General features: G+C 65.2%; 20 protein-coding genes. 6 read left to right on the top strand and 14 right to left on the bottom strand.

Features of this window, described 5'->3' with window-relative positions:
* Positions 1–738, top strand: a complete 738-nt coding sequence (locus JQ580_RS11565) for an ABC transporter ATP-binding protein (RefSeq protein WP_212280163.1) — start codon at positions 1–3, stop codon at positions 736–738.
* Positions 735–2,606 (top strand): bifunctional sugar phosphate isomerase/epimerase/4-hydroxyphenylpyruvate dioxygenase family protein, encoded by a 1,872-nt coding sequence (locus JQ580_RS11560; RefSeq protein ID WP_212280162.1) that lies wholly within the window; start codon positions 735–737, stop codon positions 2,604–2,606. Before JQ580_RS11565 ends, JQ580_RS11560 begins: the two co-directional genes overlap by 4 nt.
* 171 nt (positions 2,607–2,777) lie before the next feature.
* On the opposite strand, the gene JQ580_RS11555 is transcribed toward JQ580_RS11560, so the two are convergent.
* Positions 2,778–3,950, bottom strand: coding sequence for an ABC transporter substrate-binding protein (locus JQ580_RS11555; RefSeq protein WP_212280161.1), 1,173 nt, complete (start codon positions 3,948–3,950; stop codon positions 2,778–2,780).
* A 298-nt stretch (positions 3,951–4,248) separates the two neighbouring features.
* Here JQ580_RS11555 and JQ580_RS11550 point away from each other — a divergent pair, with 298 nt between their 5' ends.
* Entirely contained in the window at positions 4,249–5,511 is a 1,263-nt protein-coding gene (locus JQ580_RS11550; protein WP_212280160.1) for an NAD(P)/FAD-dependent oxidoreductase, read from the top strand.
* 49 nt (positions 5,512–5,560) lie between these two features.
* Here the strand turns inward: JQ580_RS11550 and JQ580_RS11545 are convergent, their stop codons facing one another.
* Together JQ580_RS11545 and JQ580_RS11540 are read right to left on the bottom strand one after the other, a co-directional pair.
* Positions 5,561–6,772: an ABC transporter substrate-binding protein gene (locus JQ580_RS11545; protein ID WP_212280159.1), complete on the bottom strand. Its 1,212-nt coding sequence runs from the start codon at positions 6,770–6,772 to the stop codon at positions 5,561–5,563.
* A 33-nt stretch (positions 6,773–6,805) separates the two neighbouring features.
* Positions 6,806–8,026 carry a cytochrome P450 gene (locus JQ580_RS11540; protein WP_212280158.1) on the bottom strand — a complete coding sequence of 407 codons (1,221 nt, stop codon included), beginning with the start codon at positions 8,024–8,026 and terminating at the stop codon, positions 6,806–6,808.
* A gap of 83 nt (positions 8,027–8,109) precedes the next feature.
* Between JQ580_RS11540 and JQ580_RS11535 the strand changes: the two genes are divergently transcribed.
* Positions 8,110–8,616 (top strand): MarR family winged helix-turn-helix transcriptional regulator, encoded by a 507-nt coding sequence (locus JQ580_RS11535; RefSeq protein WP_212280157.1) that lies wholly within the window; start codon positions 8,110–8,112, stop codon positions 8,614–8,616.
* 367 nt (positions 8,617–8,983) lie between these two features.
* Here the strand turns inward: JQ580_RS11535 and JQ580_RS11530 are convergent, their stop codons facing one another.
* Positions 8,984–10,840: a feruloyl-CoA synthase gene (locus JQ580_RS11530; protein WP_212280156.1), complete on the bottom strand. Its 1,857-nt coding sequence runs from the start codon at positions 10,838–10,840 to the stop codon at positions 8,984–8,986.
* 141 nt (positions 10,841–10,981) lie between these two features.
* Between JQ580_RS11530 and JQ580_RS11525 the strand changes: the two genes are divergently transcribed.
* Both JQ580_RS11525 and atzF read left to right on the top strand, forming a co-directional pair.
* A complete protein-coding gene (locus tag JQ580_RS11525; RefSeq protein ID WP_212280155.1) occupies positions 10,982–11,476 on the top strand; it encodes a MarR family winged helix-turn-helix transcriptional regulator in 495 nt (164 codons plus the stop codon).
* A 208-nt stretch (positions 11,477–11,684) separates the two neighbouring features.
* The gene (gene atzF / locus JQ580_RS11520; RefSeq protein ID WP_212280154.1) at positions 11,685–13,490 is read left to right on the top strand and encodes an allophanate hydrolase; all 1,806 of its coding nucleotides are present in this window, start codon (positions 11,685–11,687) and stop codon (positions 13,488–13,490) included.
* A 124-nt stretch (positions 13,491–13,614) separates the two neighbouring features.
* Here the strand turns inward: atzF and JQ580_RS11515 are convergent, their stop codons facing one another.
* From JQ580_RS11515 to ugpB, 10 genes are all read right to left on the bottom strand, one after another.
* A complete protein-coding gene (locus JQ580_RS11515; protein ID WP_212280153.1) occupies positions 13,615–14,337 on the bottom strand; it encodes a GntR family transcriptional regulator in 723 nt (240 codons plus the stop codon).
* On the bottom strand, positions 14,334–14,729 hold the full coding sequence (hpxZ, locus tag JQ580_RS11510) for an oxalurate catabolism protein HpxZ (protein WP_212280152.1): 396 nt from the start codon (positions 14,727–14,729) through the stop codon (positions 14,334–14,336). Before hpxZ ends, JQ580_RS11515 begins: the two co-directional genes overlap by 4 nt.
* 1 nt (position 14,730) lies before the next feature.
* The gene (locus JQ580_RS11505; RefSeq protein WP_212280151.1) at positions 14,731–16,125 is read right to left on the bottom strand and encodes an AtzE family amidohydrolase; all 1,395 of its coding nucleotides are present in this window, start codon (positions 16,123–16,125) and stop codon (positions 14,731–14,733) included.
* Between the two features lie 7 nt (positions 16,126–16,132).
* Entirely contained in the window at positions 16,133–16,312 is a 180-nt protein-coding gene (locus JQ580_RS11500; RefSeq protein ID WP_128930863.1) for a DUF4089 domain-containing protein, read from the bottom strand.
* Positions 16,313–16,339: 27 nt separating this feature from the next.
* Positions 16,340–18,109 (bottom strand): dipeptide ABC transporter ATP-binding protein, encoded by a 1,770-nt coding sequence (locus tag JQ580_RS11495; RefSeq protein WP_212280150.1) that lies wholly within the window; start codon positions 18,107–18,109, stop codon positions 16,340–16,342.
* 94 nt (positions 18,110–18,203) lie between these two features.
* Positions 18,204–19,103 carry an ABC transporter permease gene (locus JQ580_RS11490; RefSeq protein WP_212280149.1) on the bottom strand — a complete coding sequence of 300 codons (900 nt, stop codon included), beginning with the start codon at positions 19,101–19,103 and terminating at the stop codon, positions 18,204–18,206.
* A gap of 3 nt (positions 19,104–19,106) precedes the next feature.
* Positions 19,107–20,120 carry an ABC transporter permease gene (locus JQ580_RS11485; protein ID WP_212280148.1) on the bottom strand — a complete coding sequence of 338 codons (1,014 nt, stop codon included), beginning with the start codon at positions 20,118–20,120 and terminating at the stop codon, positions 19,107–19,109.
* A gap of 252 nt (positions 20,121–20,372) precedes the next feature.
* A complete protein-coding gene (locus JQ580_RS11480) occupies positions 20,373–21,995 on the bottom strand; it encodes an ABC transporter substrate-binding protein (RefSeq protein ID WP_212280147.1) in 1,623 nt (540 codons plus the stop codon).
* Positions 21,996–22,364: 369 nt separating this feature from the next.
* Positions 22,365–23,306, bottom strand: a complete 942-nt coding sequence (locus JQ580_RS11475; protein ID WP_212280146.1) for an aminoglycoside phosphotransferase family protein — start codon at positions 23,304–23,306, stop codon at positions 22,365–22,367.
* A 177-nt stretch (positions 23,307–23,483) separates the two neighbouring features.
* Positions 23,484–24,806, bottom strand: coding sequence for a sn-glycerol-3-phosphate ABC transporter substrate-binding protein UgpB (ugpB, locus tag JQ580_RS11470; protein ID WP_212280145.1), 1,323 nt, complete (start codon positions 24,804–24,806; stop codon positions 23,484–23,486).
* Between the last annotated feature and the right edge of the window lie 194 nt (positions 24,807–25,000).

Raw genomic sequence — 25,000 nt, 5'->3', positions numbered from 1 at the left:
ATGAGCGACCCGATCCTCTCGGTTCACAATCTCGTCGGCGGCTACGGCAAGATGACGATCCTGAACGGCACGACCTTCGCCGTGCCGCAGGCCACCATCACCACCATCATCGGCCCGAACGGCGCCGGCAAGTCCACCGTGTTCAAGGCGATCTTCGGCTTGTTGAAGCTGCGCGAGGGCAAGGTCAGCTTTGCCGGTCGTGACATCACCAACTTGAGCCAGCGCGCGCTGCTCAATGCCGGCATCTGTTACGTGCCACAGGGCCGCAACATCTTCCCGGAGCTGTCGGTGCGCCACAATATCGAGCTCGGCGGCGTCGCCGCCGGCAAGGGGCTCGACCTGCCCACGCGGATCGAGGCGGCGCTCGATTTGTTTCCCGCCCTGCGCCGCAAATCCACGCAGCAGGCCTCGACACTCTCCGGCGGCGAGCAGAAGCAGCTCGAGATCGCCCGCTCGCTGCTGCTCGAGCCAAAGCTGGTGCTGATCGACGAGCCCTCGATCGGCCTGTCGCCGCTGATGGTGCAGCAGACTTTCGACATCCTCAAAAGCTTGCGCGACCGCGGCGTCACGATCCTGATGATCGAGCAAAACGCACGCTCGGCGCTTGAAATTTCCGACATCGGCATCGTGCTCGAGCTCGGCCAGACCCGCATGGTCGACGACGCCAGGCGCATCCTGAACGATCCGCGCATCGGCCAGCTCTTTCTCGGCGGGGCCATGGAGGAGAGCGCGGCATGAACAGGCGATCGATCGCGACCGTCTCCCTCTCCGGCGCACTCGACGAGAAACTCCGCGCCATCGCATCCGCCGGCTTCGACGCGGTCGAGATCTTCGAGAACGATCTGCTGTCGTTCGGTTCAGGCCCGCGCGACATTGCAAAGCTCTGCCGCGATCTCAATCTCGCGATCTGCGCCTTCCAGCCGTTCCGCGACTTCGAGGGCATGCCGGAGCCGCAGCGTGCGCGCACTTTTGCCCGCGCCGAGCGCAAGTTCGACCTGATGCAGGAGCTCGGCACCGACCTCTTGCTGATCTGCTCCAACGTCTCGCCTGCCTCGCTCGGCGGCATCGACCGCGCGGCCGATGATTTCCGCGAGCTGGGCGATCGCGCCGCCAGGCGCGGCTTGCGCATCGGCTACGAGGCCTTGGCCTGGGGCCGCCACGTCAACGACTATCGCGATGCCTGGGAGATCGTGCGGCGCGCCGATCATCCCGCGATCGGAATCATCCTCGACAGCTTTCACGCCCTGGCACCGGGCTTTCCCGTGCGCGCGATGGCCTCGATTCCCGGCGACAAGATTTTTCTGGTGCAGCTCGCGGACGCGCCGAAACTCGAGCTCGATATTCTGTCGTGGAGCCGGCACTTCCGCTCTTTCCCCGGCCAGGGCGACCTGCCGGTCGGCGAGTTCATGGCCGCGATCGCGGCGACCGGCTATGCCGGGCCGCTGTCGCTGGAAATCTTCAACGACCAGTTCCGCGCCGGCTCGGCCACGCAGACCGCGCTCGACGGCCTGCGCTCGCTGATCCTGCTCGACGACCAGCTTGCGCCGGATTGGCCGAGATTTGCCGCCGAGCCGCTGGCGCCGAAAGCGAAAGGCCGCGGCATCGGCTTCATCGAGTTTGCCGTCAACGAGACCAAGGCGGGCGAGCTCGGCCGCCTGTTTGCGCAACTCGGCTTTCGCAAGACCGGCGCGCATCGCAGCAAGGCAGTGGAGCGCTGGTCGCAGGGCGAGGTCGAGCTCGTCATCAACAGCGAGACCGACGGCTTTGCGCATTCGCACTATGTGACACACGGCCCCGGTGTTTGCGCGATCGCGCTCGATGTCGACAATGCTGGCCTTGCCATGCAGCGTGCCGAATCGCTGAGGGCGCGCACCTTCTACCAGCCGGTCGGGCCGGGCGAACTCGAGATCCCGGCGATCCACGGCGTGGGCGGCAGCCTGCTGTATTTCCTCGACCAGGCCGGCAAGAACTGGGACACGGATTTCGAGCCTGTTACGAGCGACAAAGGCGCGGACGCGCTGCTCGCCGTCGATCACATCGCGCAATCGATGCCCTATGACGAGATGCTGTCGTGGCTTTTGTTCTACACCGGCATCCTCGATTTGAAGCGTCTGCCGCAGATGGAAATCGCCGACCCCAGGGGCCTGGTGCAGAGCCAGGCCATCATCAACGCCGACCAGAGCCTGCGCTTCGTGCTCAACGGCTCCTCCGCCAATCGCACGTTGCCGGCGCGCTTCATCTCGGAGTTTTTCGGTTCTGGCGTGCAGCACGTCGCGTTTGCGTGCCGGGACATTTTTGCGACGGTCGCCGAGATGCGCAAGCGCGGCGCCGATTTCCTGGATATCCCCGCCAATTACTACGACGACATCGAAGCCAAATACGATCTTGCGCCCCAGCTGATGGCGCAGCTGCGCGCCAATCACATCCTCTACGACCGCGAGGGCGACGGCGAGTTCTTCCAGGTCTACACCCACATTTTCGACGAGCGCTTCTTCTTCGAGATCGTCGAACGCAGGAATTATCAGGGGTTCGGTGCGGCCAATGCCGGCATCAGGCTCGCAGCCCAGGCCCGCGAAGTGCGGCCCGCGAGCATGCCGCGGATGTAATGACTCTCTTCCCTTGTGGTAGAGGGTGGCTCGCCGCGAAGCGGCGAGAGGGGTGAGGGGTCTCTCTCCACGAGCACATCTCTCGCAGTTGAATACGCGGAGATACACCCCTCATCCGGCGCTTCGCGCCACCTTCTCCCACAAGGGGAGAAGGGGCAACGTCGCTTGCAGCTACTTCATCGGGCACTTGTCGTGGAAGCGATCCTGGTCGTTCTCGACGATGGTCGCGACGGTCTTCAGCGAGAGCTGGCCTTCGCTATCCTTAACCACGTCCTGCAGATAGAAGTTCTGCACCGGGATGTGGTTCTTGCCGTATTTGAAGGGGCCGCGCAGCGACTTGAAGTTGGCCTTCTCCATCTCGGCCTTCATCGCATCCTTCTTGCTGGTGTCGCCCTTCACCGCGACCACCGCGCTGTTGATCAGCTGCGCGGCGTCATAGGCTTGCGCACCGTAATAGGTGGGACGCAGGCCGGTGTACTTCTTGCGATAGTCCGCGACGAAGCGCTTGTTCTGCTCGTTGGGGAGGTCGTTGACCCATTCCTGCGCGCCGGGCACCCCGAGCGCGTTCTCCTTCTGCAGCGGCAGCGACAGCTCGTCGACAGTGAACGCCGTGTAGAGCGGCATCGTGCTCTTCAGGCCCGCCTGCGCATATTGGTTGAGGAACTGCACGCCAGCAGCGCCCGGATAGAACACGAAGATCGACTCGGCGCCGGAGGCGCGCGCCTTGGAGAGTTCGGCGGAGAAATCGAGCTGGCTCGGCCAGACCGTGTATTCCTCGCCCTTGACCTCGCCCTTGAAGGTGCTCTTCACGCCGGCCAGCATGTCCTTGCCGGCCGCGTAGTTCGGGCCGATCAGGAACACGCTCTTGACGCCCTTCTGGTTCATGTAGAGGCCCATGGCCGCCGGCGTCTGGTCGTTCTGCCATGAGGTCGAGAACACGTAAGGCGAACACAGCTCGCCGGCGAGCTGCGAGGGGCCGGCATTGGCCGAGATCAGGAAGGTCTGCGAGTCCACCGCGGTCTTCAGCGAGGCCAGGAGCACGTTCGACCAGATGTAGCCGACGATGAAATCGACCTTGTCGGACTGCACCAGCTTCTCGGTCTTCTGCTTGCCGACATCGGGCTTCTGGCCGTCATCCTCGTAGATGACCTCGACCGGCTTGCCGTCCATCTTGCGGCCCATGTGATCCAGCGCCAGCTCGAAGGAGTTGCGCATGTCGTTGCCGATCACGGCGGTGGGGCCGCTGAAGGTCGAAACGAAACCGATCTTGATGGTGTCGCCGGCGAATGCCGGGTTCGCCAGCACCAGCGCCGCTGCGCCCGCCAGCCAGAATGCCGTCCTCATAACCACTCCCCTCCACATTATTGAGCCCGGAAACGCGGTGTCGCCGCCCCGGGTCTAGCTCTATTGAACGCAAAATCCGTCGCGCCGCCAATGGCTCAGTGCCTGTCCTGCACCATATTTCGCCCTCATCGACGAAGGCAAGAAATATAATTCTACATACTTCGGCCAACCCTGCGGCGCTTTCTCGCGCCTGATCGATACATCCCGCCTATGCGGCGATTGATGACGGCTATTGGACCGCGGCGTCCGATCCGCACTTAAATGGGGGATGTGGAGCAGCGAGATTCGAGGGCACATCATGACCACGACACCGCATCGCGTCGTCATCGTCGGGGCCGGCTTCGGCGGGCTGGAAGCGACCTACCGGCTTGCGGGTGCGCCGGTCGAGATCACGCTGATCGACCGCCGCAACCATCATCTGTTCCAGCCGCTGCTGTACCAGGTCGCGACCGCCTCGCTCGCCACCAGCGAGATCGCCTGGCCGATCCGGCATTTGATGCGCGACCGGCCCGAGGTGACGACGCTGTTCGCAACGGTGAGCGGCGTCGACGCCGCGAGGCGTCGTGTGCTGATCGACGACGGCGGCGAAGTGGCCTACGACACGCTGGTGCTCGCGACCGGCGCGCGTCACGCCTATTTCGGCCACGACGAATGGGAGCAGTGGGCGCCGGGCCTGAAAACGCTGGAGGACGGCACCACGCTGCGCCGTCACATCCTGGTGGCGTTCGAGCGCGCCGAGCGCGAGACCGATCCGGCAAAGCGCGCGGCGCGGCTGACCTTCGTCATCGTCGGCGCCGGTCCAACCGGCGTCGAGCTCGCGGGCACCATCGCCGAGATGGCGCGTCACACGCTGCCCGGCGACTTCCGCAACATCGACACCACCAAGGCGCGCGTCGTGCTGATCGAGGCGGGGCCGCGCGTGCTCGCCGGCTTTGCCGACGACCTCTCGGCCTATGCCCAGGCCTCGCTGGAGAAGATCGGAGTCGAGGTCGTGCTGGGACAGGCCGTCACCGAGATCAATCGCGAGGGCGTGGTGTTCGGCGGCAAGCTGCTCGAAGCCAAGACGCGGATCTGGGCCGCCGGCGTTCGCGCCTCGCCCGCCGCCGAATGGCTGGGTGCACCAGCCGATCGCGCCGGACGCGCGCAGGTCGAAGACGACCTGACCGTCCCCGGTCATCCCGAGATCTTTGCGATCGGGGACACCGTCAGCATCAACGCCTGGGAAGGCAAGCCGGTGCCCGGCATCGCGCCGGCGGCCAAGCAGCAGGGCCGTCATGTCGCCGACACCATCAAGGCGCGGCTGCGCGGAGCTGCGACCGGCCCATTCCGCTACAAGCACGCAGGCAGCCTCGCCCAGATCGGCAAGCGACTCGCCGTGATCGACTTCGGCCGCTTCAAGCTGCGCGGCACCATCGCGTGGTGGATCTGGGGCATCGCCCACATCTACTTCCTGATCGGCCTCCGTCACCGTCTCAGCGTCGCGCTGAGCTGGTTGTGGATCTACGCGCGCGACCAGCGCGCGGCGCGGCTGATCACGCAGGGAAGCAGCAAGGTGGTGTAGCTCTTTTTCCTTGTCCCCTTGTGGGAGAAGGTGCAGTCGCAGAGCTCCCCTACTTCACCAATTCGCAACCGCCCTCCGCGATCGGCCGGAACGCTTGCTCCGCCGGAATGGTCGAGACCAGCTTGTAATAGTCGTACGGATACTTCGACTCCTCCGGCTTCTTCACCTCGAACAGATACATGGGGTGCACGACGCGGCCGTCCTGGCGGATGGTGGTGTCGCCGAACAGCTTGTCCTTGCCTTTGAACTTCTTCATCTCGGGCACGGCGTCCTTGGCGTTGTCGCTGCCGGTCGAGGCAACCGCGTTGAGATAAGCGAGCGTCGAGGCATAGACGCCGGCCTGGTTGCCGCTCGGCATCTTGCCGTTCATGCCGGGCCGCGCGGCGAACCGCTTGGCGAACGCGCGGGTATCGTCGTTCATGTCCCAGTAGAAGGCTTCCATCAGTTGGAGGCCCTGCGCGACCTTGATGCCCATGCCGTGGACGTCGTTGATGAAGAGCAGGAAGGCGACGAGTTTCTGGCCGTTCTGCTGGATGCCGAATTCGGCGGCCTGCTTCACCGCGTTGATGGTGTCGCCGCCGGCGTTCGCAAGGCCGATCACCTGCGCCTTCGAGCCCTGCGCCTGCAACAGGAACGACGCGAAATCAGAGGTGCCCAGCGGATGCTTTGAGGAGCCTAGCACCTTGCCGCCATGGCCCTCGATATACTTTTGCGCCTCGGCCTCGATGCCCTTGCCGAGCGCATAATCGACCGTGAGGAAGTACCAGTCCTTGCCGCCGCGCGACATCATCGCGGCTGCAGTCGTGTTGCCGGTTGCCCAGGTGTCGTTGACCCATTGGATGGTGTTGGGCGAGCAGGCCTTGCCGGTGAGGTCCGAGCTTGCGGTCGACGACGCCAGAAAGGTCATGCGGCTGTCGCGCAGCAGCGTATTGATCGAGAGGCCGACGGCCGAGTTCGGCACGTCGACGATGGCATCGACGCCCTCGACATCCAGCCATTTGCGCGCGATGGCGTTGCCGACATCGGCCTTGTTCTGATGGTCGGCATAGACGATCTCGACCTTGATGTTCTTAGCCCCGCCGTTGAAATCCTCCGCCGCCATACGCGCGGCCTCGACCGAGCCCATGCCGTTGGTATCCTGGAAGATTCCGGAGACGTCGTTGAGCACGCCGACGCGCACGACATTGTCGGAGATCTCGGCGCTTGCCGCGCCGCTCATAAGGCCCGCGGCCAGCGCGAGCGTCCACTTCAGGTTCTTCATTGGTCCGTCCCCTGCTTTGTTTTTCCGGTCGTGTCAGGCCGGCGTGATCGTTACCGGCAGGCTGTCCAACCCGCGCAGCGTGTTGTTGAAGCGGCGCTTCGGCTCGCTCGTGATCTCGATGCTGGCGATGCGGCGCGCCAGCGCCGAGAGCATCGTCTCGCCTTCCAGCCGCGCCACGAGCTGGCCGACGCACATGTGGATGCCGGAGCCATAGCCAACATGGCCGGAGGTGCGGCGTGTGATGTCGTAACTGTCGGGATTGTCCCAGCGCCTGGGATCGCGATTGGCCGCGGCGAGGAACATCAGCACTTTTTCACCTTCGCCGATCGTCGCGCCGGACAGTTCGATGTCACGCGTCGTGGTGCGGAAAAAGGTCTGCACCGGGCTTTCGAACCGCACGGCCTCCTCGAAGGCGTTGCGCGCCAGCGTCAGATCATCACGCAGGCGCTGCCATTGCTCGGGGAAACGCGCCAGGCAATAAACGGCGGCACCGATGCCGTTGACCGTGGTGTCGAGGCCGGCCGACAACAGCGACCGCACCAGTAGCGGCGCCTCGGTCGCGGTGATCGCGCCCTCGTCGACATGGGCGTGGATGCAGGCCCCGATGCCGCCGGGCGTGAGGTTGTCACGCTGGCATTGCGCGGTGACATAGGCTTGATGCGGCGACGAGCGCGCGATGGCTTCCTGGCGCAACTCATTGGGCGGACCGAACGCGTTGAATACGACGCTCGCATAGGGGATGAGATGCTCACGGCCTTCGGGCTTCAGCCCCAACGCGTCCGGGAAGATCGAGAGCGGATAGGCTTCCGCCAGATCCGTGATAGCGTCAAAGCTGCGCTTGGCGAGCAGCATATCGACGCGTTCTTCGGCCGCAGCCGCAAAACGGTCGCGGAGCCCCTTCATCACGGTCGGTGACAACACCTTCGACAGCACGGCACGGGTGCGGGTGTGCGCGGGCGGGTCGGCTTCGAGGATCAGGCTCGGCGGCCGCCACGGCGTCTCCTTCTTGAAATCGCTGAGGCCGACACCGCGGCTGGAGCAGAAGGTCGCGGGATCGTTCAGCACCGCATGGACTTCGGCATAACGTGCCACGCCGTAGACGTTCCACTTGTCGAGATAGACCACCGGCCCCGCCTCCCGCAGCCGCTCATGCGTGGGATAGGGATCGGCGAAAAAATCCGTCGCGAAGGGATCGACGTCGAGATGCGGAACGGCTGCGGAGCCGGACGATATCGGGGAGCCGGATACGCTCATGGGAGACCTCCCTCATTTTGATCTTGTGAAAGGATGGCGCTTGCCCTTAGGTCGGTCGCCCCACCGCGAGTCAGACCCCCGACATGCCTTCGCCTTCGATCAGATCCCGCCAGAAGCCCGCGCCTAGCGATGCAGGACCGACGCTCGATCTCGACCGCTACGTCCCGGCGTTCGTCACGTTCATCGCCAACAAGCTCTCGAACAGCGCGACCGCGTTCTATCAGCGGCAGTTCGGCGTCAACGTCACGGAATGGCGGATCATGTCGCTGCTGGCGATCGAGCCCGGGATTCCGGCCTCGCGCATCTGTCACGTCATCGGCTTCGACAAGGGGCCGGTGAGCCGGACGCTGGCGGGACTCGAGAAGCGCGGGCTGGTCTCGATCCGCACTGATCCCCATGACGGCCGCACCCATTCGATCGCGCTGACGGCGAAGGGCCGCGCCACCCATGACAAGGTGATCGTCGCGGCACTCGAGCGCGAACGGCGGCTGCTGTCCTGCCTGAACAAGGACGAGCGCGAGGTGCTGATCGATCTGCTGCGCCGGCTGCACGAAAATCTCGGCGCGGTCACCGGCGACACCGAAGCCTGAACGGTCGCGAGCGGGGCGCTTGCTGCCGTTACGTCCAGGCATGCGCCGGTGTTGACCGGCGGCACCATTCGGGCCGGGCATCGTTTCCTCCAGGATCAGACGCGGCGGTTTCCCCGCCGTCGTCGCTCCTCGAACGGTTCGCACAGATTAGTTGCTTAGGCAACAAAATAATCGGCAGTATATTGCTGCAGGGTGGATGACCTATTGGCCATACCCCGCTCTGGTGTCCCGGACGCGTTGCAGTGTGTAAACGCTGCCGCGCAGGGCCGAGACCCATGCGGCCGCGCGCCATGTGTGATGGGCCCCGACATCACTGCGTGCTGCGCTGCGTCCGGGCACGATAGCAGCTGGCGGTGGGCGGGACGGCCTATTCGACGCACCCGATCCACTCCGCCGACGTATCTTCGTTCAACCGCGCTACCGCATCGGCGCGGCGCGTCAGCACGGCACGCTGGTTGATGTAACCCTTGTCGGTGATCTCGCCGCCATCGACGGACGGCGGCTCGGCGAGAAGCAGCGCACGCGTGGCGTGGCCGGAGGAGTTGGGGCCTTGCTGCCTTAGTTTCACCAGGCCCTGCGCGATCGCGCTCCTGACCTTGTCATGTGCAAGCACCTCGTCCACATCGGCCGTCTCGCCCAGGCCGGCATGAGCGCGGCAGGCCGCGACGTTCGGGATCACGAGGAAACGCACCTCGTCACCGCCGTGCCCTGACACGACGATGTCCTGAGCGAGTGGCGCCAGCGCGGCGATGCCGGCCACGCGCAGTGAGCCGACATTGACCCACGTACCGGAATTCAACTTGAAATCCTCGGCGACGCGGCCGTCGAAGAACAGGCCGCGCTCCGGCCGCGCGCTGTCGACGAGCTTGACGGCATCGCCGATCAGATAAAAGCCCTCTTCGTCAAAGGCCTGCCTGGTCAGCTCCGGCGCCTTCCAATAGCCGGGCGTGACGTTGGGACCACGCACCCGCACCTCCATCTTGTCACCGGAGGTGACGAGCTTCAGCTCGGTACCGGGAATGGGCACGCCGATATTGCCGGAGCGTTTGGCGAGGAAATGGCAGTCGGTCGCGAGCGGCGACGTCTCGGTCGAGCCCCAGGCCGAGACCATCGGCAGCGCGCGGCCGACCGTTCTGATCGAAAGCTCTTCGAGCGCGTCCCAGAGATTCTGCGGCAGCGCCGCGCCGGCATAGAAGGCGAACTTTACCTCGTTGAAGAAACGGCGGCACAGCGCCTCGTCGCCGCGCAGCGCCCCGATCAACATGTCGAAACCACGCGGCACGTTGAAATAGACGGTCGGCATCACGCTTTTCAGATTCGCGAGCGACGTCGCAAACAGGCCCGGCGCGGGCTTGCCGCCGTCGATATAGAGCGAGCCGCCATTGCGCAGCACGAGGTTGAAATTGTGGTTGGCACCGAAGGTGTGGCTCCAGGGCAGCCAGTCGAGAATGACGAGATCGCCGCGGCCCGGCTGCAGGAAGGTCCAGGTCTGCGCCTTCGCCTGCTGGCTCGATGTCAGCATGCGCTGGGTGTTGATGACGGCTTTCGGCGTGCCAGTCGAGCCCGACGTGAACAGGAACTTTGCGATCGTGTCGGGCGCCACCGCGGCGAACGCCGTTGCGACGTCCGGGCTCTCCGGAGTCTCCGCGATCGTGCGGAAAGCGAGCGCGTCGCCATCGCTCGCGTTGCCGCTGATGATCTGCGCCTTGTGCTGTGGCTTGATCGCGGCGAGCGCCGGCGCGAATGACTTGGTCGCGGAGACATAGATCGCGCCCGGATCGAGCAGCGCGACCATGCTCCTGAGCTTGTCGAAATCCTTCGACATCAGCGAATAGGCCGGCGAGATCGCTGCCGAGGGGACGCCGACATGCTGGGCGGCAAGCGCAAGCAGCGCATGGTCGACGCTGTTGTCGGAGAGGATTGCCAGCGGACGCTCGGCGCTCAGGCCCTGCGCAAGAATCCAGGATGCCGCCGCGCGCACCTGGCGGAGCGCCTGCGCGTAGGTGACGGTGGTCCAGGGTGCCTCGACATGGCCGCGCTCGGCCAGGAAGATCGTATCCGGCGTTTGCCGCGCCCATTGCTCCAGCCAGTCGCCGACGCAGCGCGCGCCATCGCGCAACGGTTCGGGCGAGCGCAGCACGATGCTGCCGTCAGCCCGATGCTCGGCAACGGTTCTGGGCCTTGCGAACAGGCTTGCAGCGTCACCGCGAGCGGCGGTTGTCATGGTTCCCTCCTCCGCCCGATCGGCGACAGCCTCGTTCCGGGCTGCTTTGGCCATAATGTTGGGCACGGCAATTGTTGTCGTCAACAACAATCTTTCTTGGCGACTCCTGAAGCGTTAAGCTTGCCCGGCAGGAGACACGATGTGACAGCCACCGCGCCCCGGACCTTCCCACGCAAACGAGCGAGCAACGGCACGGCGCGGCGGACCGATGCCGACGAGATCGGCCTCGACGCGCTGGTGGGGCACGCCGGTTATGCGGTGCGGCGCTTCCAGATCTGGATCTTCCAGGACTTCATCAAGACGCTCGGCGATGTCGACATCCGGCCGACGCAATATTCGGTGCTGACGGTGATCGGCGCCAATCCGGGCCTGTCGCAGATGGCGGTGGCGAAACGCCTGGGCATCGAGCGCGCCCGTCTGGTGCACCTGCTCGACAGCCTCGAACAGCGCAAGCTCGTGAAGCGGGTCAAGTCGAAGGCGGACCGTCGCTCCCATGCGCTGCATCTCACGATCCAGGGCGAGACGGCGCTGGCCAAGTTCAAGCGCCTCGCGGCCGAGCACGAACGGCATGTCGAGGCGAAGATCGGCAAGGAGAACCGTGCGCAGCTGCTGAAAATCCTCGCCGGCTTCACCTGATCTCGACTGCCCATGATTTGAGCAGATGCCCGTCACAGGGCGCTGACATCGCGGCCCGCCCGCCTGTCAAATTCTCCCCCAAGCCACTGATCACACGGATAATATCCGCAACTTCAGTCCTGCCCGGATTGTGTACACAATGGCACATCGCTTGCTTCAATCCGGGTGAGGACAAGTTGCCGGAGTGTTGTTGCCATGGGGGCTGGGAATGGGGGCTGAGCAGCCTGAAACGATTGCCGCGATCATGGCCGCGCATCGCGCGGGCACGATGACGCCGGCAGGGACGATCGCGCGGACCTATCAGCGCATCCGCGACCATAACGATCCTGCCGTGTTCATCAGCCTGCGCGACGAAAAGGATGCGATCGCGGAGGCCGAGAGGCTTGCGACGAAGGACGCCGCCAGCCTGCCGCTCTACGGCGTGCCGGTCGCCGTGAAGGACAATATCGACGCGCTGGGTTTTCCGACCACGGCGGCCTGCCCGGCCTTCTCCTATACGCCCACCCACGATTCGACGGCGGTGGCGCGGCTGCGCGCGGCCGGCGCGATCATCATCGGCAAGACCAATCTCGACCAGTTCGCGACCGGCCTCGTCGGCGTGCGCTCGCCCTATGGCGTCCCCAAGAATTCGATCCGCGAGGATCTCGTTCCCGGCGGCTCCAGCTCGGGCTCCGCCGTTGCCGTCGGCGCCGGCCTGGTGCCGCTATCGCTCGGCACGGACACCGCCGGCTCGGGCCGCGTGCCGGCGATGCTCAACAACATCGTCGGGCTGAAGCCGAGCCTCGGCATGATTTCAAATGCCGGGCTGGTGCCGGCCTGCCGCACGCTCGACTGCATCTCGGTGTTCGCCCTGACGGTCGACGACGCGGCGCTGGCGCTGTCGGTAATGGCAGGGCCCGACTCCGCCGATCCGTTCTCACGCGACCGGCCGCTGGGCGCGATCACGCCGTTCCCGGCGGGCCTGCGTCTCGGCGTGCCTCGCAAGGGGCAACTGATCTTCTTCGGCGACAAGACGGCGGAAGCCGCCTACGCCGACGCGTTGAAGCGCTGGACGGCGCTCGGAGCGACGCTGGTCGAATTCGATCTCGAGCCGTTCTACGAGACGGCGCGGCTGCTCTATGAAGGTCCCTGGGTCGCCGAGCGCTACCTCGTGATCAAGGATCTGCTGGCATCCGCGCCCGATTCGATTCACCCCGTGACGCGCGAGATCACCGCCGCGGGAGCGCGGCTCACCGCTGCGGACACGTTCTCGGCGCTCTATCGCCTGCAGGGCCTGCGCAGGATCGCGGAGCGGACGTTCGGCAATATCGACGCGCTGGTGCTGCCGACGGCGCCGACCGCCTATACGACCGCGCAGGTGCTCGCCAATCCGATCGAGCTCAACAGCCGGCTCGGCACTTACACCAATTTCGTCAACCTGCTCGACCTCTGCGGCCTCGCGCTGCCGGCAGAGATGCGCGCGGACGGCATTCCGTTCGGCATCACACTGCTCGCCCCCGCGGGGCATGACGCGCTGCTGGCGAGCATCGGCCGCGTTTTCCATGCGGATACGAAATTGACCGTCGGAGCGAATGGCGTGGCACAGGCACCGCTTGCGCCATTGCCGGCAGGCGGCGGCGACGAGATCCCGATCGCGGTCGTCGGCGCACATCTCTCCGGCATGGCGCTGAACAGTGAGCTGACGGCGCTGAATGCCAAGCTGATCGAGGCAACGAAGACCGCGCCCGACTACAAGCTCTACGCGCTCAAGACCACGCCGCCGAAGCCCGGCATGTTGCGGGTTGCGGCCGGTAGCGGCGCCGCAATCGAGCTGGAGCTCTGGTCGCTGTCGTCCTCCGCGTTCGGCAAGTTCGTCAATGCGATCCCCGCGCCGATGGCGATCGGCACGGTGCGCCTTGCCGATGGCCGTAGCGTGAAGGGGTTTCTCGTCGAGCCCGAGGTGCTGGGCGAGGCGCGGGACATCACGGCGTATGGCGGCTGGCGGAAATTCATGGCGGAGAAGGCGACGGGGTAACCGGCCTCGCGTCCCCGGCGCAGCACAGCACGCAGTGGTGCGTTGCTGAATCGGGACCCATCTAGCAGCAAGCGAATGGATGGATAGGCCCGGCTCTGCACCCCGTTCAGGACACGAGTACGCGCTACACCGACACCGCGTAGATCTCGTACTCCCCGCGCACCAATTCGATATGCGCACGCATCGCGGCCGCGGCACCCTGCTTGTCGCCGCGCATGATGGCGACGACGACGCGGTCGTGCTCGGCTTGCGACTTTGCCAATCGGCCGAGATTGCGGAACTGGGCCCGGCGGAACGGCTGCACGCGGACGCGGGTCGCGAGCGTGATCTCGGCGATGTAGCCGTTCTGCGATCCTGCGTAGATCGCGTTGTGGAAGCGCTCGTTGACCTCGTGGAAACGCTCGGGATTGCCGGTGTAGCTCAGCACCCTCAGCTCCTCGTGCACGGCCTCCAGGCCGTGGCGCTCGGCCGCCGACATGCGCTCTGCGGCAAGACCGGCGCACATCGCCTCGAGCTCGGCCATCGCCTCGAACATGCTTGTCAACCGCTCGATTGAGGGCTGCGCGACCACCGCGCCACGATGAGCACGCGACTCGACGAGACCGCTGGCGACCAGCTGGCGCAACGCCTCGCGCACCGGCGTCCGCGAGACGCTGAAGCGGCGGGCGATGTCGGTTTCGTCCAGCGGCGCGCCGGGCGCCAGGGTGCCGCGCACGATCTCGTCGGCAAGCTGCAGGCGCAGCTCCTCGGCGCGCGTCACCTTGTGCAGCGATGCCGAGGGACGGTCGACGCGCGGCACCACCGGCTCGGCCGGTAGCGCTCCCCGCGGAAGATCGTCGAGCGTCATGCGGTCTCTTTCGGCTCGTCGATGACGCTGACATGGGCGGCGACGACGCGCCAGCCCTCCGGAAAGCGAATCCAGGTTTGCATCTGCCGGCCGACCTTGCCGGGCGCGGTATCGCGATAGAACAGGGTGGAGGCCACGGCCGTGTCGCGGCCATAGCTGGAGATGACGGTCTTTGCAGTGCGGCGATTGAGGCCGACCGGCGAACGCGCGGCGCGGAAGCCGTTGATCGCCTCGTAGCCGTAGAGGTTCTCTCCGATGCCGTAGCGCAGCGTGCGGGGATCGTTGCGGAAGAGCTCGCCGAGCACGGCGACATCGTTGGTGATGAGCGCCTGCTCATAGCGGTCGAACGCGGCTTTGACTTCCGCGATCACCTCGGGGATATCGATCTCCATGTCAGAGTCCTCTCGGCAATGGCGCGGCGGCTACGCCCATCTTTTCCAGGGCGTGCGCGACGCGGAGCGCGATGTCCTCGCGCCAGGGCGCGGCGATGATCTGCACGCCGATCGGCAGCGGCTCGAGTGGCACCGGGACGGCGACCACCGGCAAACCGATGAAGGAGATCGGCTGGGTGTGGATACCGATGTTGGCGCGCACCGGCAGCTCGACGCCGTCGAGATTGAAATTCACCTGGCCGAGTTTCGGCGCGGTGCAGGGCGTCGCCGGCGCGAGCAGCACGTCGACCGACTTGAAGATCTCGGCGAGCTCCGCGCGATACCATCGGCGGAATTTCTGCGCGCGGTCGACCAACGCTGCCGGCACCATGGCGCCCGCGATCAGCCGGTCGCGCACGGCCGGATCGAAATCGTTCGCGCGCCGGCGCAGGCGATCGAGATGCAGCGAGGCGCCTTCGGTGGTGGAGATGACATAAGCCGCCGCGCGGGCGCGCGCGGCCTCGGGAATATCGACAACCTTCGTCGCACCGAGCGCCTTGGCGACACGGCTGACGGCCTCGACCGCCTCCGGAAACACATTCTTCTGGAAATACCCGCCGGCGATGGCGATGCGCAGATCCGAGACCGGATTGGCGATCAGCGGCAGCGTCGGCTCCAGCCCGCGCGTCGTGCAGGCGCTATCCTCCGCGTCCGGGCCCTGCATCGCATCATAGGCGAGTGCGAGATCGGCGACGGAGCGCGCGAACGGACCGAGATGATCGAGGCTCGCTACGAACGGAAACGAGCGCGCCCGCGACAGCCGGCCATAGGTCGGCTTCAGGCCGAAGATGCCGCAGAACGAGGACGGCACGCGGATCGAACCATTGGTGTCCGAGCCGAGCGCGATCGGGACGAGCGCGCCGCCGACGGCACTGCCCGAGCCGCCGGACGAGCCGCCGGTCATTCGCGTGGTGTCGTGCGGATTGCGCGAGGGGCCGTCATGGACGTTCTCGCCGGTGAAGTCGTAGGCGTATTCGCCCATGTTGAGCGCACCGACGAGCACGGCGCCGGCGGCCTCCATGCGCTCGATCAGCGTCGCATCGCGCGCTGCGGGCGCGCGATCGCGGTTGATCTTCGAGCCTGCGCGGGTCGGAAGCCCGGCGACGTCGAACAGGTTCTTCACCGCGAAGGGCACGCCGGCGAGCGGGCCGACATCCTTGCCGGCGGCGATATCGGCATCGATCGCGCGTGCCTTGGCGCGGGCGCGGTCGGCGGTGACGTCGGTGAAGGAATTGAGGATGCCGTCGTGCTGCTTGATGCGCGTGAGAGCGGCTTCGGTCGCATCGAGCGCGGACATCTTGCCGCCCGCAACCGCCTTCGCGATTTCGGTGGCCGTCATCTCTGGCTTGCTGGTCATGGCAGCATCAGGCGGTGAAGATCGGCGCCGGCTCGGTCTCGTCCGGCAGCGCGAATTCGTCGACCAAACGGCCAAGCCGCAGCGACACTTCGAGATTGGCACGCACCGCAGGCCTCCAGGCTTCTTCGACCGGCAGCGCCAGCGCTTTCGATACGGCGTCGATATAATCGTCCAGCGGCTCGGCCATCACGCTCCCAACAACCTCTCAGTGCGCTCAGTGTACCTGCAACGGCGGATGCGGGATCGCCGTCAGCAGCTCCTTGGTGTAGTCGTCCTGCGGATCGCTCAAGACCTGCTCGGAAGAGCCTTCCTCGACGATTCGACCCGTCCGCATCACAATGACACGATCGCACAGCAAGCGCACTACGTTCAAATCATGCGAGACGAACAGATAGCTCATACCGAGCCGCGCCTTCAGATCCTGCAGCAGGTTCAGCACGACCGCCTGCACCGAGACGTCCAGCGCCGCGGTCGGCTCGTCCAGGATCACCAGCTTCGGATGCAGCGCGATGGCGCGGGCGATGCCGACGCGGGCCTTCTGCCCGCCGGAGAGCTGGTGCGGGAAACGGTCGAGCAGATTGTGCGGCAGGCCGACCATGGTGGCCAGCTCCTCGCAGCGGGCACGGAGCGCATCGCGGCCCCTGATGTCGCTCAATTGCATGATGGGATCGGCGATGGCGCGCGCGGCGGTGAAGCGCGGGTTGAGGCTGTCGGTCGGATCCTGGAACACCATCTGGATGCGGCTGCGCTGCGGCAGCCGCGCGAAGTTGGCAGGCTGGATCGCGCCAATGTCCTCTCCGTCGAACTGGATCAGGCCGGAGGTCTGGTCGAGCAGGCGCATCACCATCATCGAGGTGGTCGATTTGCCGCAGCCGGATTCGCCGACCAGGCCGACGCTCTCGCCGTGACCGATGGAGAAACTGATGCCGTCGACGGCGCGGAACACATCGGGCTCCACGGGCGGTTTTCGACCGAACAGCTTCCCCAGCGTGGCCGTTGCGCCCTGGCGGGGGTATTCCTTGACGAGCTTTTCAATGAGGAGAAGTGGCTTTGCGCTCTGGTCAACCCCGGGCTTGACCCGGGGGTCCATCGACTGAGACTGGTGTTGCGAAGCGTGATGGATGGCCGGGTCAGGCCCGGCCATGACGGCCGAGCCCTCCTCCTCCGGCAGCAGATCCCGCAACGACACACCGAGCCGCGGCGTCGCGCGCATCAGCTTCTTGGTGTAGGGGTGCTGCGGATTGGCAAAGATGTCGGCGGCCTTGGCGGTCTCGACCACGCGGCCCTTCTCCATCACCACGACGCGGTCGCAATAGGCGGCGGCGAGGCCGAGATCGTGGGTGATCAGGATGGTCGACATCGCGCGACGTTTGGTCAGCTCGACGATCAAGTCCATCACCGCCTTCTGGGTGGTGACGTCGAGGCCGGTGGTCGGCTCGTCCGCGATCAGCAGTTGCGGATTGCAGGCCAGCGCGAGCGCGATGACGACGCGCTGGCACATGCCGCCGGACAGCTCGAACGGATAGGCGTGATAGCGCTCGCGCGGGCGAGCGATCTTGACCTGTTCCAGCGCCTCGATCGCCTTTTCTCCGTGGTCCGAGACCGTCGCCTGCTGCACATGGGTACGCAGCACGTCCTCGATCTGGTCACCGACTTTCCGGATCGGATTCAGCGCCGCGCGCGGATTCTGGAAGATCATCGAGACTTCGCGGCCGCGCAGATCGCGCATCTGGTCTTCGGTCGCGGCCTTGACGTCGATGCCTGAGAACATCACCGAGCCCTCGGCGATCCGCCCGGCACGGTCGAGGATGCGCATCACGGCATAGGACGTCACCGACTTGCCGGAGCCGGACTCGCCGACGATGGCCAGCGTCTCGCCCTTGGCCACGGAGATGTTGACGTGCTGCACGGCCTTGACGATGCCGCGGCGGGTGGAGAATTCGACGGTGAGGTCCTGGACGTCGAGCAGGGGCTGGGCGGTCATGCGGGCCTACCGTGACTCAAAAAACGCGAAAACAACCCCATGCACAGTAGAATGGCATTGAAATCTTTGAGGAATTTTCGACGAAAAATGGCCATCACGTCCTCCGCTGGGGGTCGACGATGTCGCGCAGGCCGTCGCCGAGAAGGTTGAAGCAGAACACGGCGATCATCAGCGCAAGACCGGGGAACAGCGCGATCCACCACTCGCCCGAGACCATGAAGCCCGCGCCTTCGGCGACCATGATGCCCCATTCGGCGGTCGGCGGGCGGACGCCGAGGCCGATGAAGGAGAGGCCGGCGGCATTGAGGATGGCGTAGCCCATCGTCAGCGACATCTGCACGATCATGATCGGCATGATGTTCGGCAGGATGTGCACCAGCAGGATACGAAACTCACCGTTGCCGGAGAGGCGCGCAGCCTGCACGAAGCCTGCGTTGCGGCGCACGTTGGCCTCGGCGCGCGCGACACGGGCATAGAGCGGGAAGTTCACGATGGCGGTGGCGAGGATGATGTTCTGCACGGTGTTGCCGAGCGCGGCGACGATGCCCATCGCCAGCACGAACAGTGGGAAGGCCATGATGGTGTCGGCGATGCGGCCGACGATGCGGTCGGTCCAGCCGCCGAAATAGCCCGCCGCGATGCCGGCGAGCCCACCCATCAGAAACACCAGCACGACGGAAGCGACCGCGATGAAGGTGTCGAGCCGCGTCGCCACGATGACGCGGCTGAAGATGTCGCGGCCGAGCTGGTCGGTGCCGAACCAGTGCGCCGCCGACGGCGGCTTCAGAGCAGCAGCGGTATCCGAGGCGAGCGGATCGTAGGGCACGACGTAGGGGCCGAAGATCGCGGCGACCAGGATCAGAATCAGCAGGGCGAAGGCGAAGCCCGTGACCTTGTTCTCGCCGAGAACGTAGCGGGTTTGTTCGAGCACCGCGACGAGTCCGGAGGTGCGAGCGGGACCGACAGGTTCGACAGCAGGCGCAACGGAGCTCATGGTTCAGCCCTCCAACCTGACGCGTGGATCGATCACGCCGTAGAGAATGTCGATCACGAGATTGAGCAGCACGTACATGACCGCCATGGTCAGCACGAAGCCCTGCACCGGCGCGAAGTCCGACGAGATCAGCGCTTCCACGGCGTAGGAGCCGATGCCGGGCCAGGCGAACACTTTTTCCACCAGCACGTTGGCCCCCAGCAGGAACGAGAACACCATGCTGAGCGTGGTGATCACAGGCAGCATCGCATTGCGAAACGCGTAGGTGACGATGACGGTCGCCGGCGACAGGCCGCTGGCGCGGGCGGTGCGGACGAACTCCGACGACAGCACCGCCAGCATCGAGGCGCGCGTCATGCGCGCGATCGGCGCCAGCGAGAAGATCGCAAGCGTCGTCGCCGGCAGGATGAGCTGGCTCAGCGCGGAGCGGAAGGCCTCGAAGTCGCGCGCGATCAGGGTGTCGATCAGATAGAAGCCCGTGACCGTCGGCGGCGCGCTGTAGAACACGTCGAGACGACCGAGCGGCGCCGGCGACCAGCCGAGCCGGAAATAAAACACATAGACCAGCACGAGGCCTGTGAAGAACACCGGCAGCGACACGCCCGCCGTCGTCGTGACGCGGCAGAGATGGTCGACCCAGGATCCCGGCCGCGTTGCCGCCAGCACGCCGAGCGGGATCGCGATCACGATCGAGACGACCAGCCCGAGCAGCGTCAGTTCGGCCGAAGCCGGCAGGCGGTTGCGGATCTCGGCGGCGACCGGCTGGCCCGTCGTCAGCGAGTTGCCGAAATCGCCGTGCGCGAGGTCGTTGGTGTAGCGGAAGAACTGCTCGATCAGCGGCTTGTCGAGGCCGAGCTTCTTGCGGATCTGCTCGACGGCCTCCTTGGTCGCGGCGGGACCGGCAAAGTAGGCGGCGGGATCGCCCGGCAACGCGCGCGTCAGCAGGAAGGTGACGATGACGACCCCGATCAGCGAGGGAATCGCGAACATCAGGCGCTTGCCGATCATGGTCAGCATGGGGTGCTCCCTGTGGTGAGGAGAGGTGACGCAACACGCACGATCGCGCTCCCTCTGCCGCTTGCGGGGGAGGGTTGGGGTGGGGGCGCCTCTGCATAGGGGCTTTTCGTGTGGAGAGAGCCCCTACCCGCCGCGCTGTTCGAGCGCGTCGGCCTCCCCCGCAAGCGGGAGAGGCGAACAGAGCCAGCCGATACGCCTGCGAACACCATATGCGATTGCCTCGCCCTACTCGCTATTCGCCGTTCCGACTCCTCACCCCTTCGCCAGCGCGCGATAATCCAGGCGGCGGTGGAACCAGTACTGATAGCCCGAGATGTTCTTCTGCATCGCGACATTGACGAAGGGCTGGTACAGCGGGATGCGCGGGATGTCGGCAAAGGCGAGGTCGACGAAGCCCTTCACGTCCTTGTCGTAGGTGGCGGTGTCGCCGCTTGCGGCCGCGGTGCGCGCGCCGTCGATCAGCTTGTCCATCTCCGCCGACTTGTAGCTCATGGTGTTGAAGACGGAATTGTTGCCGTGATAGCACCAGTAGAAGAAGTATTCGGGGTAATCGAGCCAGCCCGAGAACACGTTGGTGAAGAGCGGCATCTCCTTCTTGTTCAACTCGGTGCGCCAGTTGGCGCCGGGCACCTTGTTGATGGTGGTCTTGATGCCGATCTGGGCCAGGCTCTCCTGCACCAGCACGCAGAGCGGCTCGTTGACGCCGGCGAAATTCAGGTCGAACGAGATCGTGGTCTCGAAGCCGTTGGCCATGCCCGCTTCGGCCATCAATGCCTTCGCCTTCTCGATGTCGGTGTTGTATTTGTGCGGCTGCGGCCAGGCGACTTCGGTGGCCTTGTCCTTTGGCGCGCCGAACATCGGGTTGGCGAGGCCGAACATCACCGCGTCCATGATCTTCTGGTAGGGCAGCGCGTAGGCGACGGCCTGGCGCACCTTGGGATTATCGAAGGGCGGCTTGGTGACGTTCATGCCGATATACTGGATGCCGTTGGAGAACGGCAGCGACACCACGTTGAGCTTGCCGTTGGCTTTCATCTCCTGAAAGTCCTTGTTGGGCAGCTCGTAGGAAATGTCGGCGTCACCGCGTTCCAGCAGCGCGCGGCGGTTGCCGGCCTGCGGCACCATGCGCCAGATCACGCGCTTGATCTTCGGCAGCGGACCGCAGACCCAATCGTCGTTGCGCTCCATGATGACTTCGGTGCCGGCGGTCCATTTCGTCACCTTGTAGGCGCCGGAGCCCGCGGTCTGCTGCTTGGTGAATTCGAGACCCCAGGGGTCCTTCTCACTGGCGTTCTTCTTCACCAGCTCGGAATTGACGATGCAGGGCACGATCACGGCGAGATCGGGAATCGTGAGCTTGTCCTTCTTCAGGAAGTCGACGCGTACGGTGTGGTCGTCGATGACGACGAACTGCTCCGGCTTCGTGAGAGACCCCGCGCTCATCTGGAATGTCGGGAAGCCGCCGACGCTGACGGCGCGGTCGAGCGACCACTTCACGTCCTTGGCGGTCACCGGCGTGCCGTCGTGGAATTTGGCGTTCTTGCGCAGCTTGAAGGTGACCGACATGTCGTCGATCTTGAACTCCTCGGCGAGTTCGCCCTTGAACTTGTCGCGGTCGTAATAGGGCACGCCGCCGGGACCGCTCTTCATCTCGTGGCTGATCAGGCGGTCGTAGCAATTCCAGGAGACTTCATAGCCGGGCACGTTGGTGCCGACGCCGTGGATGTCGAGATTGTTGGGGCCGCCCTCCGAGACGATCAGCAGCGTCTCCGAGCGGGCGTCGGCATAGGCCGAGGAGATCACCTGCGGCATGGCCGGAAGCGCCGCTCCGGCGGCCAATCCGGAAACGGACTTGAGGAAATCGCGGCGCTTCATGGCAATGGCTCCAACACAATGTTTTTGGTTGGAACCGGATTCGCAAGGTTCGTGCCAAGGCTTAATGCCGGTTTACGACCGAGCTACTAGACTGAAATCGCTATGAATTCCTGATTTTAACAGGTCGGAGGCGCTCGCCTCGATCTTTACACCTTGCATACAAAGATGCAGATTTGCTCATTTAGTAAGCTTCATTTCGTGGGCGCCCTTCCAATAAGCACGCCCGTCATTCCGGAGCGATGCGATCGGCCCGGCATCCATCGGGCAGAAGTTCGCGCGGGACGATGCATTCTCAGCTGCGCAATTGCGCACCATAGCTCGCCGCTGCGCGGCGCCCTGGAATGACGAAGAGAGGCGGAGCGCGCCCGCTCACCCCGCCCAGATCAGCTCCTGCAACTCGATCAGATCGTTCGCCTTGTGCTGCCAGCCATCGATGCAGACGTGCGCGTTGAGGTCGCTGGCGCGGTGCAGCAGCATCAGGGCCATCAGGCGGCGCTTGAGCGGGTAGTCGAGCTTCTCATAGCCGAAGCCTGCGAGCAGGCTCCTCACCCTGCCCGGCCGGCCCGCCGCCATGAACGCGCCGGGGCCGAGCAGATCGTAATCGCGCCATCCCGCCAGGACGTCGCCGAAGTCGAACAGGCCGGCGAGCGACCACTGGCCGTCGTCACAGGCGAGCAGGAAGTTCTCCGGAATGTACTCGCCGACCAGAAAAACCGGCGGAGGATCCATCGGAATGAGCTTTTCCGCATCGCGCAGGAGATCATCGAGGCCTGCGAGGAATTTCGGCGCAAGGCCGAGGCGCGTGTGCCGGGCCTTGCAGCCCTGCATCTGGGCACGCATCAAGTCGTTCCAGCGCGGCTTGATGCTCGTGAGCGGTCCGAGCGGGACACGCTGGACGCGCGCGATGGTCTCGCCGATCTGGCGCAGCAGGCGCTCTTTCTGGTCTTCCGGCAATTGCGGCCACACCTCCGAGCCGAGCGTGCCTGTGAGACGCGTGATGACGAGATAGGGCCAGCCGTCGCGCGCCCCCTCGGCGACGATCTCGGGGATAGGCAGATCGAGATGGCCTTTGAGTTGCGCCAGCGAACCACGCTCGGACACGAACTGCGCGCGCAGCAGCGGCGGAAAGATTTTCAGGATCACCTTGTCGCCGAGGCCGACCACGAGATTGGTGCCGGTCTCGAACACATGCGGCGCGCTGGTATCGAGGCCGTGGCCGCGCGCGATGTCGAGCGCGATCGGCAGCCATTGCGCAGGATCGGAACGGAAGGCGCGGAAGCTTTCGGCGTCCGTGAAGTTTGACAGTGTCATCGGCTTACATTCTTGAAACAGTATCCTGGCGGCCATCCTTCGAGACGCCAGCTTTGCGGGCTCCTCAGGATGAGGAGCTGATTGCGCAGCGGCATTGACAGGCGCTGCTGAGCCTTATCCTGAGGAGCCCGCCGGAGGCGGGCGTCTCGAAGGACGAGGCGTGCGCACCGATCACTCCTACCGGTCCGGACTGGCACGCTCGAACTGGCGCAGCAGCTTGTTGCCGCGCTCGACCGCGGAATCCAGCGCAGCCTGCGCGCTCTTGTGGCCGGCGAAGGCCTGCTCCAGTTCGTCCTCGATCGCGCCGCGGATCAGGACGAAGGAGCCGAGCCGGATGCCTTTCGAATTCTCGGTCGGCGGATTGAGCGTGATTTCCTCGAACGAGATCGCCGCACCCGGATTGCGCTCGTAAAAGCCCTGCGCGCGCGTCAGCTCGGAAGCGGCGCGGGTGATCGGCAGGTATCCGGTGTTCTGGTGCCAGGCGGCCTGCACGCCGGGCTGCGACAGATAGGCGAAGAATCGCGCCACGCCCTTGTATTCCTCGCGCGGGCGGTCGCGCAGCACCCACAGGGTTGCGCCACCGATGATCGAGTTCTGCGGCGCGCCCTTCACGTCGGGCCAGTACGGCATCATGCCGTAGCCGACCTCGAACTTCGAATTCGCCTTGATGTCGGCGCGCGTCGCCGAGGAGCCGATGAAGATGCCGCATTCGCCGCGCTGGAAACGCGGCTCGGCCGCTTGCCCCCGACCGCCATAGTCGAACGCCTTCGTCTTTTGCCATTCGGCGAGCTGGGCGATGTGTTTGAGCACGACCGGATTGTTGATGGTCAATTCCGCGTCCAGCCCGGCAAAGCCATTGCCGCGCGTCGCCAACGGCAAATTATGGAAAGCGGAGAAATTCTCGACATGGATCCAGGACGGCCAGGACGTCGTGAAACCGCACGCAGCGCCACGGTCGCGCAGGCGCTTTGCAGCCGCGCCCAATTCCGGCCAGGTCTTCGGCGGCGTCTCCGGATCGAGGCCCGCGTCGCGGAACATGGTCTTGTTGTAATAGAGGATCGGCGTCGAGGAATTGAACGGGAACGACAACAGATTGCCGGCCGCATCGGTGTAGTAGCCGGAGACCGTGGGCAGGTAATCGGCCAGCGAGAACGGCTCGTTCATGTCCCGCATCAGGCTGAACACCGGATAGATCGCGCCCTTGGCCGCGGTCATGGTGGCAGTGGCGACCTCGTTGACCTGGACGATGGCGGGCTGGCTGCGCGAGCGGAAGGCGAAGATCGCGGCGGTCACCGTCTCAGTGTAGTTGCCCTTGTAAACCGGCACGATGCGATAGTCGGACTGCGAGGCGTTGAAATCCGAGGCGAGCTTCTCGAGCCGGCGGCCGAGCTCGCCGGACATGGCGTGCCACCAGGCGATGTCGGTGGCGGCGCCAGCCGGAGCCGCCAAGGAGAACGCCGCAAGAATGGCGAGGAACAAGGGGCGCAATGCTGACGTCACGATGGCTTTTCTCGTTTCTCACGCCGTGGGGCGGGCGACCCTGCTTACGGCGCATCCCCAGCGGTTTCAACCGGCAAGGTATCCCGGCCGCGCTGCACAATCGGGCGTACCCGCAGCGGGTAGCCTTGGCCCTCCCATCTGCTAGATTGCATTGAACCTTTTGCTCCCGCCATAGACTCCATCACCGAGGGGTT

This window comes from Bradyrhizobium sp. SZCCT0148 (genome assembly GCF_018129985.1).
Taxonomy (GTDB): domain Bacteria; phylum Pseudomonadota; class Alphaproteobacteria; order Rhizobiales; family Xanthobacteraceae; genus Bradyrhizobium; species Bradyrhizobium japonicum_H.
The sequence above is the reverse complement of the archived record's forward strand: the minus strand, read 5'-3'. Positions and strand labels throughout refer to the sequence as shown.

Excerpts from the sequence above, each read along its gene's own strand:
- JQ580_RS11565 (WP_212280163.1), top strand. The coding sequence starts at position 1 with ATGAGCGACCCGATCCTCTCGGTTCACAATCTCGTCGGCGGCTACGGC.
- JQ580_RS11560 (WP_212280162.1), top strand. The coding sequence starts at position 735 with ATGAACAGGCGATCGATCGCGACCGTCTCCCTCTCCGGCGCACTCGAC.
- JQ580_RS11555 (WP_212280161.1), bottom strand. The coding sequence starts at position 3,950 with ATGAGGACGGCATTCTGGCTGGCGGGCGCAGCGGCGCTGGTGCTGGCG.
- JQ580_RS11550 (WP_212280160.1), top strand. The coding sequence starts at position 4,249 with ATGACCACGACACCGCATCGCGTCGTCATCGTCGGGGCCGGCTTCGGC.
- JQ580_RS11545 (WP_212280159.1), bottom strand. The coding sequence starts at position 6,772 with ATGAAGAACCTGAAGTGGACGCTCGCGCTGGCCGCGGGCCTTATGAGC.
- JQ580_RS11540 (WP_212280158.1), bottom strand. The coding sequence starts at position 8,026 with ATGAGCGTATCCGGCTCCCCGATATCGTCCGGCTCCGCAGCCGTTCCG.
- JQ580_RS11535 (WP_212280157.1), top strand. The coding sequence starts at position 8,110 with ATGCCTTCGCCTTCGATCAGATCCCGCCAGAAGCCCGCGCCTAGCGAT.
- JQ580_RS11530 (WP_212280156.1), bottom strand. The coding sequence starts at position 10,840 with ATGACAACCGCCGCTCGCGGTGACGCTGCAAGCCTGTTCGCAAGGCCC.
- atzF (WP_212280154.1), top strand. The coding sequence starts at position 11,685 with ATGGGGGCTGAGCAGCCTGAAACGATTGCCGCGATCATGGCCGCGCAT.
- JQ580_RS11515 (WP_212280153.1), bottom strand. The coding sequence starts at position 14,337 with ATGACGCTCGACGATCTTCCGCGGGGAGCGCTACCGGCCGAGCCGGTG.
- hpxZ (WP_212280152.1), bottom strand. The coding sequence starts at position 14,729 with ATGGAGATCGATATCCCCGAGGTGATCGCGGAAGTCAAAGCCGCGTTC.
- JQ580_RS11505 (WP_212280151.1), bottom strand. The coding sequence starts at position 16,125 with ATGACCAGCAAGCCAGAGATGACGGCCACCGAAATCGCGAAGGCGGTT.
- JQ580_RS11500 (WP_128930863.1), bottom strand. The coding sequence starts at position 16,312 with ATGGCCGAGCCGCTGGACGATTATATCGACGCCGTATCGAAAGCGCTG.
- JQ580_RS11495 (WP_212280150.1), bottom strand. The coding sequence starts at position 18,109 with ATGACCGCCCAGCCCCTGCTCGACGTCCAGGACCTCACCGTCGAATTC.
- JQ580_RS11490 (WP_212280149.1), bottom strand. The coding sequence starts at position 19,103 with ATGAGCTCCGTTGCGCCTGCTGTCGAACCTGTCGGTCCCGCTCGCACC.
- JQ580_RS11485 (WP_212280148.1), bottom strand. The coding sequence starts at position 20,120 with ATGCTGACCATGATCGGCAAGCGCCTGATGTTCGCGATTCCCTCGCTG.
- JQ580_RS11480 (WP_212280147.1), bottom strand. The coding sequence starts at position 21,995 with ATGAAGCGCCGCGATTTCCTCAAGTCCGTTTCCGGATTGGCCGCCGGA.
- JQ580_RS11475 (WP_212280146.1), bottom strand. The coding sequence starts at position 23,306 with ATGACACTGTCAAACTTCACGGACGCCGAAAGCTTCCGCGCCTTCCGT.